The sequence below is a fragment of the Photorhabdus kayaii genome, from assembly GCF_025384895.1.
GTDB lineage: Bacteria > Pseudomonadota > Gammaproteobacteria > Enterobacterales > Enterobacteriaceae > Photorhabdus > Photorhabdus kayaii.
This window is the reverse complement of sequence record NZ_JAJAFZ010000001.1, coordinates 41,937-57,924: the sequence shown is the minus strand read 5'-3', so window position 1 is coordinate 57,924 and position 15,988 is coordinate 41,937. Positions and strand designations below refer to the sequence as shown.

Here is a 15,988-nt window from a genome sequence, read left to right as displayed (position 1 = left end):
CAGGATATTTTGCCAGGGAATGATGTTGCTATCTCTTATTATCAATAGCATATGCAGAAATAAAGATAGCCGCTTAACGGGGGATTATTATGCTGGTGTTTAAACAGCAGTTACAGGCACATCAGTTAACGCAAAGTGCAGCAGCAAGTGCGGCAGGAATTTCAGCGGCGGCGTTGGCTCAAATTGTTAATCACAATATATGGCCACGACAGAATGCAGGTGCAATTCGTCAGCGTATTACTGAATTCTTGGCAAAAAGAGGTATCGATACTGCAAAAAGTTTTGAGGTGGTACAAACAACCGATAAATCAGACACCTATACCGATAATAAAAATACAACCCTCATTTCTGCGGAGGAAAACATGTTACTAAAAAAACAAGTGTTATTTCCAGCTACGAAAAAGCACTTTGGTTTATTTCGTGATCCATTTGAAGATAATGCAATTCAAAGTGCTGAAGATGTTTTTGTCACTCCAGATAGCCGTTATGTACGAGAAGCCATGTATCAAACAGCCCGCTATGGTGGTTTTCTGGCAGTATCAGGGGAATCGGGTTCAGGTAAAACGACACTGCGTCGTGATCTTATTGACCGTATTAACAGGGAAAATACCCCCGTTATTGTTATTGAACCCTATGTATTAGCGATGGAAGACAATGACGTAAAAGGTAAAACCTTAAAAGCATCAAACATTGCTGAATCTATTGTGAATACCTTAGCACCATTGGAAAACTTGAAACGATCGCCTGAAGCACGCTTCCGCCAGTTGCACAAGATATTGAAAGACAGTTCACGGGCAGGCTACCAACATGTATTAATAATAGAAGAAGCACATTCGTTGCCTTTACCGACATTAAAACACCTTAAACGATTCTTTGAACTAGAAGATGGATTTAAAAAACTATTATCGATCATTTTGATTGGTCAGTCTGAGCTGGAATTGAAGCTATCTGAACGTAATCAAGAGGTTCGTGAAGTAGTGCAACGTTGTGAAGTTGTTAATTTGTTTCCTCTTAATGATTATCTGGAAACATTTCTGGATTTTAAATTTAGTCGCGTAGGTATGAAGGCTAACAAGATTTTAGATAATAGCGCTATTGGTGCTATCCGTGACCGTTTATGTCTTAGTCGGCATAGCAGTAAAGAAACTGTTAGTTTATTATATCCATTAGCTATCGGAAACTTGATTATTGCAGCTATGAACATGGCTGCAATTAATGAGATACCTATGGTTGATGCCAATATCATTCGCAGTGTTAGCTGAAGAGATCATTATAAGAAAAAGTTTTACTTAACAATTAATATTAACAATATTCATATTAAAATTGCCTTATAACAAGTTGAATATTCAAGGTGGATTCGACTAATTTCTGATTTTATTAATTTCAAGTTGGTTACAACAAGGACGGAACATACCATAACCAAAGAAATGGAAGTCTTGTAAATATTAAGTTCGGAATTTCATTGTCGATCTACTTGAAAAAATTTCTTTGTTGAGGAAAAGAAGAAAATATATTGGTATTAATAAAAACATTCATTAAGTAACAGATAATTAAATATGGTAGAAAGAAAAGTTATGTTTAAAGCTACTGCGGCTTCTTACACTCCGTAATTATGTAAATAAAGCTGTTGTAAAAGATATTAATGAAATATCAATTAATTCAGGTAAAGAAGATTTTTCAATTATCCTATTTGAACAGAAAATTAAGTAAGGAACATACTTATGAAAATAACATGTAATCACTGCAAACAACCTGTTGAAAAAATGAATCTAAAACAAGCCAAGGTTATTCAGACTCCTGAATTTGGTGAGTGGGTTGTTGATTTAATCTTGGTTTGTCCACATTGCAGTCAGCAATACGGTGTATCTGTGTCAACATGGGATTTACAGCCACTGGAGACCACTCATGGATAAAACGGCCTTATACCGAAAAGCCAAGCTCAGTAGTATCAAGTTAATGCTGGCTATTCTGGTTTACTTAATTCAAGAGTACATAGCAGAGGATGAATAAGATGGCAAAACAGAAACTTATTCAGCTTACTTTCATATTGCACGTAGTGATCTAAAACTAGACGAGGATACGTATCGCCAGATGTTACTTTCAGAAACCGGAAAAGCCTCTACGCGGGAAATGGATATCCCGCAGTTAACTCGCGTTTTGGAAGCTATGAAAAAGCGCGGTTTTAAAATTCAATCCTTTAGGAAATCCAAAAAATCACGTCCATTAGATAGACATCCCCAATCAAAGAAGATACGTGCATTGTGGCTGGAAATGGCATCTATAGGTATTGTTCGTAATAGTTCTGAACAAGCCTTAGCTCACTGGGTTAAGCGTGAAACGAATATTGATGGTTTACAGTGGTTAGATTCAGACCAAGCCAGCAGCATTATTGAAAAACTGAAGAAGTGGCAGAACCGCGTCACGAGGAAAAAGTATGAATGATGTGAATAACTTTCGTAGCAAAGGTCCTGAGTTGCTAGTCGAACTGGCACAGCATACAGCCTGCACGGTCAGTGAAATAATCCATGTTGAGCCTGCGTTAGCCGAACAAATTGGTGAAGCTGTTGCTAACCATATGATGCAGGTTTGGGGCGGTCAGAATGTCTATTTTCCTATGGGCATGATTTGGAAAGTCAGCCTCCGTGATCGTGAGATTTTCAACGAATTTAACGGTAAAAATCATCATGATCTGGCTCGTAAGTTTGGTGTTTCTATTCAATGGATTTACAGCGTAGTGAAACGTATTCGAAAGGAGGAACTAGATCGCCTGCAAGGTAAGTTATTCGATAACGAGTCTGAATAGGCAGGTCAAACTGATTGAGCTTAGTAAAATCAGGTGGCAGACTAAGCATGATTCTCGTTCGGTCTGCCTTTCAAATACTGAAAAGGATTTACAATTGAATCTCCATAACTTCCCACTTAGTCCAAGTTTTTCCCATAATTATCTTTCAGTTTCTTTTCAAATATCTTACTTATGATCATGATGAAGCTTAGCCGCGACTTTTACAGTAATGGAATGACTCTTGGTGAGTTAGGATGTTCGTTAAGCCATCTATCTGTTTACCAGAGAATTGTTGATGAAAACATCCCCTTAGCTCTTATCATGGAAGACGATGTAGAAATCAATAAAAATATCTTTTATGTACTGAGAGCATTGGATAAACTCAATGCAAAAAATCCGAATAAATCCAATGTCATTTTACTAAATAAGACCACTGAATATATTGACACTTTCAAGAAAAATATAACGGGACCGTATTATTTAGTTAATGTGATTGAAGCAGCTGGCACTTATGGTTACGTAATTAATAATTACGCTGCACAATGTTTACTTGATTTTCTACAGCCCGTTTGGCTTGAAGCTGATAAGTGGCGTTTTCTCAATGAAAGACGGATTATAAAAGTGAAAGCAGTGATACCTCCCGTCATCTCTACAATGCCGTTATATATTCAATCAAATCTGGAGCCAGAAAGAAAAAAACAAAAGCAGCGTAGACAAGAATTTTTCAATATTCAAAGAAGAAGACGATCATTATACTTGAAATTACATACAATGTTGTGGAGAATATTTGTCCGTCTATGGGTGAAACGGATAAAGCCATAAATATTGTATTGGGGATATTAAGAAATTAAGAAATTAAGATTTAGGTTTAATATATGATCTTTTACTAAAAGGTCTTAAAATGAAGTCATTTTTTCTGACACTATGAAAGTAGTATTTTGTTTGTTATCATACCAAGTAATAGTGAATTTTATAAAAGTCAATGAGTAAATATTATGTTATTTTCTGATTCAAGTGATGTTACCTTGGTCATTACAAGTTGTGGCCGGTTTGATTTATTAAAGCAAACTATTGAGTCGTTTGATAAGTATAATTCTTATCCTATAAAAGAGGTTGTTGTAACGGAGGATTCTGGAGATAAGTCTATTCATTCTGTCATACCTGAGCACTGGCTACCATACTGTGAAATTATTTTAAACAATCCTAAGCTAGGGCAAATTAAGTCAATTGATCTAGCATATAGTAAGGTAAAAACTGACTATATCTTCCATTGTGAAGACGATTGGCTTTTTTATAGAGACAGATTTATTGAGGATTCTTTTGTTGCATTGAAATCTAATAAAAACATACTCCAAGTATGGCTTAGGGATTTAAAAGAAGATGTGATGCTTCATTATCCATTCCATTATCCTAGTAATTTCAGAGAATTAGAAGGTGTTTGCTTTTCTACTCTGGAAAGCAATGATCCCAAATGGAGGGGATTTAGTTTTAATCCAGGGCTTAGAAGAAAATCAGATTATGAATTATTCATGCCTTATAATCTGTCAGGTGATACAGAGATGACACTATCGAAGAAGTATGCAGAGATAGATAAATATGCAGTAATTTTAGATAAAAGCGCAGTTAAGCATATCGGTTGGGATGACCATATAAATACAGATGAAGAGATAAGACAGAGGAAACGCGAAAATAGAAGGAAAATAAAGTATTTTACTTTTGGTGTAATTACAGGATGCTTTTTAATGTATTTTATTAAAGGATTTTAATTAATATCTATTTGATTTATGTGTATTAATGAGTGATCTAATGGTTTGCGGGGGCTTCATGCAAATTAAAGGGTTTTATATTTGGTTCCCGCAATATTTACGAGTTTTCCTCCTGATACTTTACTTTAGTAAATTTCAGTAAACTATCGGCTTCCTTAGTTGCATGATCATGATAGATAATTCTAAAACTAAAAGTGTAATACATCGCATAATACGAGTTAAAGAAAACTATGTAAACTCGTTAATTTATCATCTAAAGCTTGTTCATAGTTTTTTCAAAATGAATGTATTTTTCTCTAAATAAATCGTTATTTTGGTTGCTTTATGACCAGCAAAGAAGGTGTGGCACCTATCATTCGGGTTTTGCGTTCATACGGCAGTGTAAAGGACTCACAAACATAGCATCAATTGAATGCTTTTTAAACTATGGCGCATCCATGCACCATAGTGTTACCTAAGTTCATGTTTTGCTGCTTCAGCTAAAAAGTGACTTCTATCTCGATATTGTGTCGGACTTTCTTTGACGCGATTATCAATACGCTGAATGAGTGTATCGGGTAATGAGATATTAATACGCTGTTGTTTTCCGGAAAATTCAGATAAATCAACATCAATAACAAACCACTATCAATGTATTGATATTCTGTGTTTTTTGCATAAACCAGATAGCCAGCATCCTGAATATGTTCAACTGCGCTATTATTCGCGACCATATCTTCTACTGTTAACAAGATAGCCTTACACGCCATTATCGCAATGTCTTCTTTATTATCCGCGGCAGAAAAACAGCCATAATCTTCGACACACAGAGCAGGAATGACCAAACCATACGCTGTATTTTCATTTTTCGATAACTCAACACCTACTGAAAAAAACATGATGACCTCCAAAGTCGGCGGGGATTAAACTCTCACCATTTTCTTTATAGATTTGACAATACTGATAGGCAGATCTTTTTTGGGATGCGGAACCGAGTATGTCTTTCCGGTTATTGGTAACTCCTTCTAAGTTCGCGTCCAACAGCAATCAGCTCTTTTATCAGGTCAGTTGATTTCATATCCTCTCAACCTGACATAAGCATATGCACGCATACACACAAAGTAAATTTATTTATCTCAAATGAACTTGCGTTAAAACGCAAAGTGACGCTAATTTTTCTGTATATTTTCCACCCAATCATTGTTCGTAATTCCATCGCGGTTAATATATTTCTTTCTCAATCATTATTTTGGTTATTTATTGGCACTCAGATCTACCCGATTTTTACCATATTGAATCCCATTGAATGCCTTTAAAAGCTGCGTTGACAAAGATTGCCGTCAGTTAATGAACTACAGAAAGCCTTGATAAGCCAGTTTTCCAAAATATTCAATAGGAATAAATACGGTAAAATTTAGCCACACATATATTTGATAACTGTTTTGTTTACTTTATCCTGTTACTATAATTTATTGGCGCGTAGCATGATATGTGTATTTTCCTATACTGGGGGTTATGGTGATACTTCTGCATTATATGGTTCCTTTTATATTGCAAGTAAAGGATTCTGGTTTAAAATTTAACTAAAATTTATTTTATTCACATAGCGAAAAATACATAGTATAGTACTAATAGAAAATCTGGATGGATGAGGAAATTGAATCTCCGTTTTTCTTGTTTTTCGAGAGCTAAACTACGTTTTACTATTACATGGTGCCCTATTGATAGATAAATATGAAACTTACAAAAAACCACCTAATCAAGCTGCTACCAGTTGTTGCACTTTTCATCTTTTGCCTTTTAGCCCATATGGCTTTAGGTTATCGCTTAAAAATAGCGTATGTATTCGTTATATTCTTTACTTTTCTTTTGCTAAACAAAGTCACTGTGGTTTACAGGCCCCTGCTTATTGTTCTCGGTATAGCAACTCTCGTTTATGCCCCTATAGGGCTTACATATGGCTCACCAAACTTCAACTCAATTCTTTCGTTATTCTATACAAACGAACAAGAAGCCAGTGAATTTATCTCTTCTATTCCAGTTGAATATTATCTCTTTAGTGCATTTATCCTGATCTTTTGTTTGTTCTCTCTGAAAGTAAACATTAATTTACATAGAAACATTAGTATTTTTCTATTTTCTTTTGCATTAATTACGGTAATACACCACTCTTTAAAAGCTTTTGTACAGGGTACAGATACTAAAAGAATGAGGTTTGCTCATAATGATAAATATAAACAAAACCATCAGGTTCCTATGTTTATCTTATCTTACGACGATATGTCACGTAATATTATTGATGTTCAACACAATTTTATGAGCTTCTTAACACTATTTTCAGGGTGGACAGGTATTAAAGAATCTAAAATACCTGAGAATTATAAAATGTTTTCTAATGAAATATGTGAAAATCAAGATTATGTTCTGAATTTTAGCAATAAGGTCTGTATTGGTTTTAATTTCTAGATAAAATTAACTCATGACAAAGATAAGAGTAGGTAAGCAATGAATATTATGATAACAAATTTCCATGCAGGGAATGGTGGAGGTCATACCACATATATCATGAATATAGTTAAATATTTTGATTATAATAAAGGAAAACTGCTTATTGCTTGTCCACCTGAAAGCAGATTATACAAAGAACTTACCAATTTCGGATTTAATAATGTTATTCCTCTTTACTTTTCCTGCAAGCTTAATAAGCTAAAACAACTCGTAACAACCTGTAAGATTTTATCACAAATTGTCAGAAGTCAAAAAATAGACATAATTCATACTAATGGAACTTCTGACAACAAAATTGCTATCCTCGCAAAAATACTTTTCGGGATGAGATGCAAAATAATCTATACAAAACATAATCATTATCCTGTATCTTGGTTATCTAAAATCAGGCTGAAAAGATTTAATGAAAGAATTATTTTCGTAAGTGACTCCATTAGAAATCAATGTTCCTCTTTTATCTATGATAAACAAGTTGTTACTATAAAAAATGGTATTGATACTGATAAATGGAAAACTGAACATCCGGTTATAGAAAAAGGGAAAATAACACTTATTTCTTCTGCTGGAACCGCTGAACACAAAGGGTGGCATTTTTTGATAAGATGCTTGGCAAAGAATAAAGAGCTATCTGATAAATTTCGTATAAAAATTATTGGATGTACTCCTCACCAAGGAGACATAGATAAATTAGTGGGTGCTCCTTTCTCCCACGTCGATATTGAATTTACTGGTTATATTAATGATGATAAAAAAATTATTAATTATATGGAAAATGCTTCTATAGGGTTTGTTTTATCTACTGATTGTGAAACTATCAGCTTTGCTTGCAGAGAAATGATGGCTTGCAGTTTGCCTGTTATTATCAGTGATTTCGGAGGATTACCAGAGAATATTGATCATGGTGTTAATGGTTGGATCACAAAAGCAAGGGATGAAACATCAATATATAATATTTTAAATCTGGTTGCTAATTTATCATCTCAAGAGTTAAAAGAATTATCTGAAAAAGCTAGAGAAAAAGCAGTTAATGAGTTTGATGTGAGAAAAATGGTTTCAGAAACGATAAGTACCTATAGCTCTGTTTGTAATTCTTAAATCTAAAAACTTACGGCCTGGAGAGCAGGCCGTCGTTTATTTTACTTTGGTTGTTCAGGCCAGATAATTGCTGTTGCTAATGAAGTATCAATGCGATTCAGTGACACTCGATACCTTTTCCATTCGAGTAATAAGATTTTTTCCTCGTTAGTTGCTATTCCTAAATCAATAGCATCCTGCAAAGGCTGAATTACCTCATTTGCAGCAATCATTTTTTCTGACTTCTGGTTCTTTGCCTGTTGTCGTTGTTCTTCCAATGTGTAAATGCGTTGGATGATTTTCTTACCGTCAAAAACCCACCCATCAGTGATAATTATCTCCGTTGGTACATCTTCTGATGCAAGTTCAGCAACGGATAAATATATAGGGAATAGACTAGATATATCCTTTGATATTGAAGTGATAACGCCATCTTTATTAAATGTGAATTTGATAGTTTCTTCTAAAAATTTTTCTTGAATCTGATACCAGTCATTGCCTTCATCATCTCTTAAGTATTGAACACAAGATATGCCACCGTTTGGAATATAAGGTGTAAAAATACCAGTTTTCATAATGTCACCCTAGATTGAGGAGATTGTTACCCAAATACCATTTATGTATGCTTGTACAGGGCGGTAATGTGCACTGGCAAGGTGCTGTCTTCCTGAACTCCACATCACTGTACCCAAGCCAACAAGGACATGCCCAGAAGGAGCAGACCAGTCTTTTGTCTCGTCTGTCCATCCGCCTTCTGTTACCCAACTTCCAAGCCGTAAATTAATCACCCCAACATTGTTCTTCAAGGCGTAACGATTATCACATTCACCTGTGGTATATGCGCCTAACTCGCCCGGTGACGGTTTGTTTACAGCACTATAAACACGAATACTTGGGTATTCATACACACCTCTGCCGGAAATAGACCCTGTTGCATCCACATACCCATTCAAAACACCACCGGATTTTGGGTAAGCACTTTTCGCCAAATTCACCGTGTCTGTTAAACCAAGTTCACTCGCAATAGGTTTATTCTGCGTGTTATATTCTTGTGCCCAAGGTGTCCATCCCGGACCGCTCCACGGGTATAAAGCCCGTGTATATATCCGACTGCTATTATAGACAAAATAACGTTGAATAGTGCCAGCAGCCTGTAAAACAACAAGAGAACCAGCGGATGCTTCGGGGTAGTTTTTACCGGCTGTCGCTTGTACATTCAAACCCTGATAATAAAGCCCTGGCGTTTGATAATCATTTAAATCGGCTTTGTCAGGGATCGATATTGCTTGCCCATTAAAAATATCCTGAGAGGTAATATCGACATCCCCACTCAACACCTTGCCATTAATTCTCCGGTTGTTCGGCACAGCACTTTTCGCCAATGCCGCGGTTTCTGTTAAACCAATGTTTTATAGAATCTATAAATTAACAATAAATCGTGTCGAAGCAGTATGTCAGGGCATTAAATGGAGATAAAAAAGGTAAAAACTGGGTATATCCATGTGTTAATAAATGACCAAAATGACGATTATGGGGAACAGAATTGCAAATGGTTTAATTACGAGCAACCTTTGTCTATAAAACAACCTGAAAATAGTCAAAGTAGAGCACATATATTGGCAAAATGCGTGCCTTTCCCAATCATGGTGGAAACAGATTGGCTATGATCTGTATTAGTCACTATTTTTTTCTGATTTGCGTATTCTGATTCTGGAGATTTGTTATAACGAAATAAACTGAGAGTTACCTGTAATCTTGTATGGGATTTGGTAACCATATCAAAGCAGGTAACTCCCAATTTTAGATAAAGTTTCAACTAACACATCCAAATTTATTTAACGGAAAGCTCTATATTTACACTTCGATTTCTTACCCAAAAAGCCTGGCTGTTATAACAAATCTGTCCTCCGCAAATAGCATTTTCAACTATATCAGGACACCCTTTAATTAATGTATACCATTCAGGGCCAGATCCATCTGAATTTGCATGACCACGACCATGCCGAAATGTTAGTGTACAATTTTTTGTGTCTGTATTGGCAACATTAATATAACTAACACTCCAATCGACAGTTTTAGTTTCATTTGTACATCCATCTATCCAGTTATTATTATCCTGTAAATTTCCCAGATAGGTTTTACCTGCCTCTAAGCGTATTTTTTCATCTCCACTATCGTACATGCAATTAGATGATTGTGTAATAAGAGTAATACTCTTTGTCGCTGATGAATTTTTAATTTGTAGTGCATATGTGGCTGATAAATTAGAAATTCTACTTTCTGAAACTTCTAATGTTGCCTCCTTATCGGTAATGTTTTCTTTTGTCTCAGCAGCTAAAGCTAATTGTGTTGATGAAGCTAGAATCACAATAGTTGTACCAATTAACGTTTTCAAAGTGATCATATTAATAAACTCCTTTGATGAAATTATTCGGAGCCTCATTAGGTGATTTTTGTGGGTCAATTTTCACCCGTTAAATAGCTTCCATAAGATATTAATAACTCATCCCATTAAAATTATTTTATTTGTACTTAAGCAAGTGTTGTTGGACGTTATTGATATCGTAATTATAAGTATAATTCATATTTTTATCTGTTGAATTGTTTTTTTAAATGCACATCCTGATGAAATGTTTGTGAATGCATCTTTTACGGATGTGGTTTATTATGTAAATAATAACAAATTGGTTTTATCTAATTTCAAAATAATTCCATCAATTATAAAAACATCATCTGTATGTTTGTTGTATTAATATGATTATATACCCGTCATCTTTCAAGTTGCTTCTTTGTTGGCTGCACTCGCTCACCCCGGTCACATCGTTATCTATGCTCCCGGGGATTCGCTTCCTTGCCGTCGCCATGCATCTTGAAATCCATAGGGTATAGGTGATGTTTATCATATTAAACTTGAAAAAACTGAGACGTTTTAATTGAATTGATATTTGTCAGTAAAAATGAAAAAATCAGCAAACGCTCTGAAAAATCCGTCCTGAGTTTATTAGCCACGCTGAGTACGATAATCTTTTGGCTAGTGGTATACAATGCTGAAAATAAAGGGCTTCACCTGAGATATCAGGCAAATAGCCTTAAATCGAGACGAATTATTTCTTATTTGATATTACGGAGAATGTCTTACGACATTCTCCGTCAGATTATTGACAAAGTGCTGGTTTTTTTATCCGGCGCTCTGTTTTAATTCAGCTCCGTTCACCAGACGGAGCTTGCCGCCATGTTAAGGTATTGGCGTAAACAGGGGAGTGAGACGAGTTAAATCTATTTCCTGTTTAACTTGTGCCAAGCTATACGCTTCCTGGAGTCTCAGCCACATTTCCGGCGTACTGCCGATCACGTTGGCTAAACGAACGGCCATTCCTGGCGTTACTGCCGCGCTACCTTCAACAACACGCCCAATAGTTGACGGTGAGACATCCAGTGCACGAGCAAGCGCTCTAAGACTAATATTTAAGTGCTCTATCTCGTCAGAGATATAGCGCCCCGGATGGGGTGGCATACGTTTAGTCATTAATGATAGTCCTCGTAGTTCAGTATATAAACATCACCATCGTTAAATTCGAAAGTTAACCTCCAGTTACCCGATACGCTTACCGCCCAAATACTCTTTCGATCTCCTGTAAGTGGGTGAAGTTGAAAACTCGGTAAACTTAAATCATTCAGGCCGCTTGCTAAATCTAATGCGTTTAACAGTAGGTCTAGCCTGTTAGCGTGGTGTGCAACAATTCCCGCCGTGGTTCCCTTCTCATAATACTTTCGTAGCCCTTTATGCTTCCAACTTTTAATCATTGTTTGAGTCCTGTTGCGTTACGAGAGACAGCATAACACGTGTCGATCATTGCGCAACAACATTTTTTTGATGAAATAATATCAGATTATTGACAAAGTGCTGGTTTTTTTATCCGGTACTCTGTTTTAATTCAGTGCCGTTCACTAAACGGGGCTTGCCATCTTGTTAAGAACACCCACTCTCCAGACTTTCCCGCCAGAAACACTCTCGCTTGACGAGCTGGTTCCTAAAAATCATTTATACCCTATGGATTTCGAGATGCATCGCGGCGGCAAGGGAGCGAATCCCCGGGAGCATAGATAACTATGTGACCGGGGTGAGTGAGTGCAGCCAACAAAGAGGCAACTTGAAAGATAACGGGTATAGTCCGTCAAGTCGATGCCGCTATTAATTTCGAATTTATCCGCGAATTAGTTGCCCCATTGTATTGCCACAATAATGGCTGTTCTGTTATCTATAGCCCAAAATATTAAGAAGATAGCCTTGCTGGTCGCAATGCTGTGTTGTTTTTATCTCAGGAGAGCGAGCATTTTATTGCAGGATAAGCGAAAATAACGCCTTGGTGGAGGATTACATCGGGTTAATGAGGAAAATGGATGGCATTATGATTCATAATAAAAGAAACAAACCCCGTTATTTTCAACGAGGTTTGTCAGCGGTATGGTGGAGAATATCTTACGACATTCTCCGCTAATTTTACTAGTGATAGCTCTCGACAATGTATTAAACCATTTTGCCAAAATCTATCGAAATAGGGCTTTGATTTATTAGCGCTGAGTTTGTGGGGATTTCTCAGTGCAAATGCAGGCCCATTTTAAAAATTTATTTTTGTTCTCCAAAGTCCTCAAAAAATATTGCACCTATGTTGCCTGCTTGATCTAAGCCATACATACAAAAGCGTACTGGTGAGTCTTTCTTTTTAAGAGTAATCGGTACTCTTCTATAAATAGAGTAATCTTTATAATCATCGCATTTTGTCGATTTTCTTGGGCCGGCCTTATAACGTATATCAACAACTTCCCAAGGGCTAAACCTAGCGTCGACAACCCAACTATCATCTGTTTCAAAAAGTAATGTCGAACCCGGTCTTACTCCCGGACGGGTGTTGTCAATTTCACGTAATTTTATTGATGCATTAGATGTACTCTGCCAGCGTTTATTTGCAGAATATTGCCCAATGACACACATGGTATAAATCCCTTCTTTGGAAGGAACGGTAAGTTTTTCCAACGGTTGTGTCGTGACTGGAATAGGTTTGCTGTATCCTTTAGGATCGGTACAATCAATATTACTCGCAAGCCCTCTTTTATAGCTAATATTATCAAAACCTTTCTCTACAAGGCGTAAATTCCAGGTGACAGGTTTGTTGTTAACTGTGCCCTTCGTAATCAATGGGCCGCTGGCGTTAATAGTGATCCCTTTTCCATCGTCAAATTTACTTAAATCCAGTTTTCCATCAGAAGTAAATGCACGTGCAATTTTATCAATAGGCATATAATAACTGGCGCCTGCACGAGAGAAACTGTGATCGATAATAAATTCACAAGGCCGGTTAAGACCGCAACCCCAGTAACTTCGATCGACGGTGGTATTTAATACACCAATTATCTTGGATTGATCTTTTAACATAACCGGTGAACCCGAAGTTCCTCCGGCAACACCGGCGCAATTAACCGCAGCGGCCGGAGACCAAGCCCATATGCCTTCATATACAAGCGAAGCTTTTCCAGTAATGTTGCAAGCCGAATAGCGCAGATAACGTTTATCACTCTCTATGCCATTGACCGGAATATGAGCAAGTTCAATCTGCTGGCTGGTTAATTCTAATGCCGATGGTTCATGATCTTTTTGTAACGTCACCGGCAGTATTCCGCGCTTTGCCAACTCACCATACGTTGCTTTAAGTCTGAAAACCGCAAGGTCGCCGCCTTTCATTGTTGCGTATAAAACTCTATCAACATCAACAGGTTGGTGTTCATTAATTAAGTCAATGAAGTAGTTTGGCGTGTATGTCCAACCTGGGCCTACAGGTTGATCAATGATGACTTCATTGGTATCTAATGAAGAATCAAAACAATGGCCCGCGGAAAGAATAAGGGCTTGTTGATTGGCATCAGGGGTTTCTGAACCGGCAATAAGTGTCGCGGTACATTGGCCGCGACCGCTCAGTTTTCCGACATGCTTAAATCGCTCAGCACCCGGATCGGTAGATTTTAATAGCGGAGCTTCGTTGCTATTATTGTCTTGCAGATTAGCCATATGCTCGCTGTTATTTTCGGGAAGTGCGTGTGCGAAATAACTTGTTGACACAATCCCTGTAATAAGTGTAGCTAAAAAAATTTTTCTCATGTTTTTACCTCATGTTGTTTACATTTTTAATCTTTCCATGTAATGGAAACAGACATTCAATGAAGAAAAAATTATCGCTAAGTGTTTTTAGAGCTTTAATAAATCCTCTATATGAGTATTTAATGTTTACTAATTTATGAATTAATAGACAGTTTTTTTAGCGCATAAGATCATTCTATTGGGTGCCTGTTATCCATAGCCAATAATAAATAACATAAAAATCAGCCAAATAGTTTTATATACTGCAATAGAGCTATAACGTTCAATGGAACGAGAACTGACTATAAAGGTTTTTCTGGTATAAATTCGTTGTTATAAAGGATGAGTTGATTAAATGAGAGTTGAACTCCGGGAGAGTGTATATTTATGAGTTGTTACTAAATTTATCACCCAGAGCATTTGTTGTGGAATAATAAAAGTGTTAGCAAAATAATTCTAGTCTTGCCGGAATGAGTTTTAATTCAGTTTGCAGTGTTTTTAAATAGTCAATAGCAATAGTGGCTAAAATGGGATAAAAATCATTTTCTAGTTTGGTTGTCTGCATCAATTCCAGATAACGGTAAGCCCAAGGTAGTAAGTGCTGTTCTAACAATGTACGTGCAGCAGGTTTATGCCCTTGTTCTAAAATATAAACTAAGGCCAGCAACATCAAACCGAATTGATCTTCGGGTTCCCGTTGTTTACTGGACATGACGATATTCTGTTTTGTCAGAAATTCCCGGTAAGCCAGCGTGCTTTCACCTGATAACGCGTTTTCTCTGTCCAGATAAACCGATCCCCAAGGTGGGGCTGGCATAACACCTTGCCCTTCGAACAAGATGGAGTAGTCATATTGTAGAGATTCGACTGAGAAGGTAGCGAGCTTTTTCGTCAGATTTTCTATTGTGCGGTTATTTGACCAGGGAAATAATTTATCAATATCGATAAGCAATGGAATTAGTGGGCGGACTTGTTCTGATTTCGGTGAGTAATAAAAACAGGCGCCAATAATGCGAGGTACAGCAGTATCTAATAACATGGAAAATTCTCATTATGATTTGGTTATACCAATGGTGTAAGCAGCATAAACACATCATAAGCTTATACGATATGAATAGATAGTTGATTATGATCAACGATTAATCTGTTGCGGTGTTGTTACTATCTTTATCACCAGATTGACGGCGATTTTTGTTATGAAACGCATAAGTTCATCACCGAAAATAATAAAATTAGCCGCTTTATTGGTATGGGAAATATATATTTGATCTACATTTTAATTCAATGCATTTAATAAGGTTATTATGGTGAAAATGAATATATATCATTAGTTATCTAATAATTTAATAATTTTAAAAGTAGACCACGTTAAAAATAAATAAACCCTATATACCCTATGGATTTCAAGATGCATCGCGACGGCAAGGGAGTGAATCCTCGGGAGCATAGATAACTATGTGACCGGGGTGAGCGAGTGCAGCCAACAAAGAGGCAACTTGAAAGATGACGGGTATAAACCGCCGTTAGGTTAATACCGCACCTTAATGGTGTGGTTGGGAAGGAGGTGAAAATCCTCCGCAGCCCCCGCTGCTGTGATGCTGACAACTCCGCTGATGCCACTGGTCGGAAAGACTGGGAAGGTTGCGGGGAAGGGTGACGCTAAGCCAGAAGACCGACCTGACAGGCACGAGACATTAACTCCTTCGGTGGGAAGCGAGTTGTCATCCAAGTGGTGTGCGCAGTGTT

The 15,988-nt window shown here is 36.8% G+C and carries 16 protein-coding genes, 4 pseudogenes and 1 riboswitch; of the genes and pseudogenes, 10 read left to right on the top strand and 10 right to left on the bottom strand.

The window, feature by feature from the left end:
* Positions 1–89: 89 nt before the first annotated feature.
* The 6 genes and pseudogenes from LGZ98_RS00335 (at position 90) to LGZ98_RS00310 (ending at position 4,548) form a co-directional block, all read left to right on the top strand.
* Entirely contained in the window at positions 90–1,262 is a 1,173-nt protein-coding gene (locus tag LGZ98_RS00335) for an ExeA family protein (protein ID WP_046975920.1), read from the top strand.
* Between the two features lie 459 nt (positions 1,263–1,721).
* Entirely contained in the window at positions 1,722–1,913 is a 192-nt protein-coding gene (locus tag LGZ98_RS00330; protein ID WP_040153038.1) for a hypothetical protein, read from the top strand.
* Positions 1,914–2,011: 98 nt separating this feature from the next.
* Positions 2,012–2,442: pseudogene (locus tag LGZ98_RS00325) on the top strand (gp16 family protein).
* Entirely contained in the window at positions 2,435–2,803 is a 369-nt protein-coding gene (locus LGZ98_RS00320) for a Mor transcription activator family protein (protein WP_112896822.1), read from the top strand. The pseudogene LGZ98_RS00325 and the gene LGZ98_RS00320 overlap by 8 nt, the downstream one beginning before the upstream one ends.
* Before the next feature lie 180 nt (positions 2,804–2,983).
* Entirely contained in the window at positions 2,984–3,604 is a 621-nt protein-coding gene (locus LGZ98_RS00315) for a glycosyltransferase family 25 protein (RefSeq protein WP_262977550.1), read from the top strand.
* Positions 3,605–3,777: 173 nt separating this feature from the next.
* Entirely contained in the window at positions 3,778–4,548 is a 771-nt protein-coding gene (locus LGZ98_RS00310; protein ID WP_262977549.1) for a glycosyltransferase family 2 protein, read from the top strand.
* 450 nt (positions 4,549–4,998) lie between these two features.
* On the opposite strand, the pseudogene LGZ98_RS00305 reads toward LGZ98_RS00310, so the two are convergent.
* Both LGZ98_RS00305 and LGZ98_RS00300 read right to left on the bottom strand, forming a co-directional pair.
* Positions 4,999–5,426: pseudogene (locus tag LGZ98_RS00305) on the bottom strand (type II toxin-antitoxin system HicB family antitoxin).
* Between the two features lie 24 nt (positions 5,427–5,450).
* A pseudogene (locus LGZ98_RS00300) lies at positions 5,451–5,605 on the bottom strand (type II toxin-antitoxin system HicA family toxin).
* A 656-nt stretch (positions 5,606–6,261) separates the two neighbouring features.
* On the opposite strand from LGZ98_RS00300, the gene LGZ98_RS00295 reads away from it, so the two are divergent.
* Together LGZ98_RS00295 and LGZ98_RS00290 are read left to right on the top strand one after the other, a co-directional pair.
* Positions 6,262–6,993 (top strand): hypothetical protein, encoded by a 732-nt coding sequence (locus tag LGZ98_RS00295; protein WP_113026141.1) that lies wholly within the window; start codon positions 6,262–6,264, stop codon positions 6,991–6,993.
* A 39-nt stretch (positions 6,994–7,032) separates the two neighbouring features.
* Entirely contained in the window at positions 7,033–8,130 is a 1,098-nt protein-coding gene (locus LGZ98_RS00290; protein ID WP_262977548.1) for a glycosyltransferase family 4 protein, read from the top strand.
* Between the two features lie 41 nt (positions 8,131–8,171).
* Here LGZ98_RS00290 and LGZ98_RS00285 read toward each other — a convergent pair whose 3' ends face one another.
* The 4 genes from LGZ98_RS00285 to LGZ98_RS00270 all read right to left on the bottom strand — a co-directional run bounded on the left by LGZ98_RS00285 (position 8,172) and on the right by LGZ98_RS00270 (position 11,012).
* The gene (locus tag LGZ98_RS00285) at positions 8,172–8,684 is read right to left on the bottom strand and encodes a tail fiber assembly protein (RefSeq protein WP_262977547.1); all 513 of its coding nucleotides are present in this window, start codon (positions 8,682–8,684) and stop codon (positions 8,172–8,174) included.
* Between the two features lie 9 nt (positions 8,685–8,693).
* Positions 8,694–9,491 (bottom strand): pyocin knob domain-containing protein, encoded by a 798-nt coding sequence (locus LGZ98_RS00280; protein WP_262977546.1) that lies wholly within the window; start codon positions 9,489–9,491, stop codon positions 8,694–8,696.
* Between the two features lie 449 nt (positions 9,492–9,940).
* The gene (locus LGZ98_RS00275; protein ID WP_113041972.1) at positions 9,941–10,513 is read right to left on the bottom strand and encodes a hypothetical protein; all 573 of its coding nucleotides are present in this window, start codon (positions 10,511–10,513) and stop codon (positions 9,941–9,943) included.
* A gap of 325 nt (positions 10,514–10,838) precedes the next feature.
* Positions 10,839–11,012: a hypothetical protein gene (locus LGZ98_RS00270; RefSeq protein WP_158536536.1), complete on the bottom strand. Its 174-nt coding sequence runs from the start codon at positions 11,010–11,012 to the stop codon at positions 10,839–10,841.
* A gap of 86 nt (positions 11,013–11,098) precedes the next feature.
* Between LGZ98_RS00270 and LGZ98_RS00265 the strand changes: the two are divergent.
* Positions 11,099–11,259: pseudogene (locus LGZ98_RS00265) on the top strand (IS4 family transposase); the annotation flags it as partial.
* 85 nt (positions 11,260–11,344) lie between these two features.
* Here the strand turns inward: LGZ98_RS00265 and LGZ98_RS00260 are convergent.
* Complete coding sequence (locus LGZ98_RS00260; protein ID WP_011147221.1) at positions 11,345–11,635, bottom strand: HigA family addiction module antitoxin; 291 nt, start codon at positions 11,633–11,635, stop codon at positions 11,345–11,347.
* A complete protein-coding gene (locus tag LGZ98_RS00255; protein ID WP_011147220.1) occupies positions 11,635–11,913 on the bottom strand; it encodes a type II toxin-antitoxin system RelE/ParE family toxin in 279 nt (92 codons plus the stop codon). The genes LGZ98_RS00260 and LGZ98_RS00255 overlap by 1 nt, the downstream gene beginning before the upstream one ends.
* Before the next feature lie 212 nt (positions 11,914–12,125).
* Between LGZ98_RS00255 and LGZ98_RS00250 the strand changes: the two genes are divergently transcribed.
* Complete coding sequence (locus tag LGZ98_RS00250) at positions 12,126–12,305, top strand: hypothetical protein (protein ID WP_191214754.1); 180 nt, start codon at positions 12,126–12,128, stop codon at positions 12,303–12,305.
* Positions 12,306–12,736: 431 nt separating this feature from the next.
* Here the strand turns inward: LGZ98_RS00250 and LGZ98_RS00245 are convergent, their stop codons facing one another.
* Together LGZ98_RS00245 and LGZ98_RS00240 are read right to left on the bottom strand one after the other, a co-directional pair.
* Positions 12,737–14,263, bottom strand: a complete 1,527-nt coding sequence (locus LGZ98_RS00245; RefSeq protein WP_262977545.1) for a trypsin-like serine peptidase — start codon at positions 14,261–14,263, stop codon at positions 12,737–12,739.
* Between the two features lie 421 nt (positions 14,264–14,684).
* Positions 14,685–15,281: a molecular chaperone TorD family protein gene (locus LGZ98_RS00240; RefSeq protein WP_113041970.1), complete on the bottom strand. Its 597-nt coding sequence runs from the start codon at positions 15,279–15,281 to the stop codon at positions 14,685–14,687.
* Positions 15,282–15,751: 470 nt separating this feature from the next.
* A riboswitch (cobalamin riboswitch) is annotated at positions 15,752–15,937 on the top strand.
* Positions 15,938–15,988: the final 51 nt, after the last annotated feature.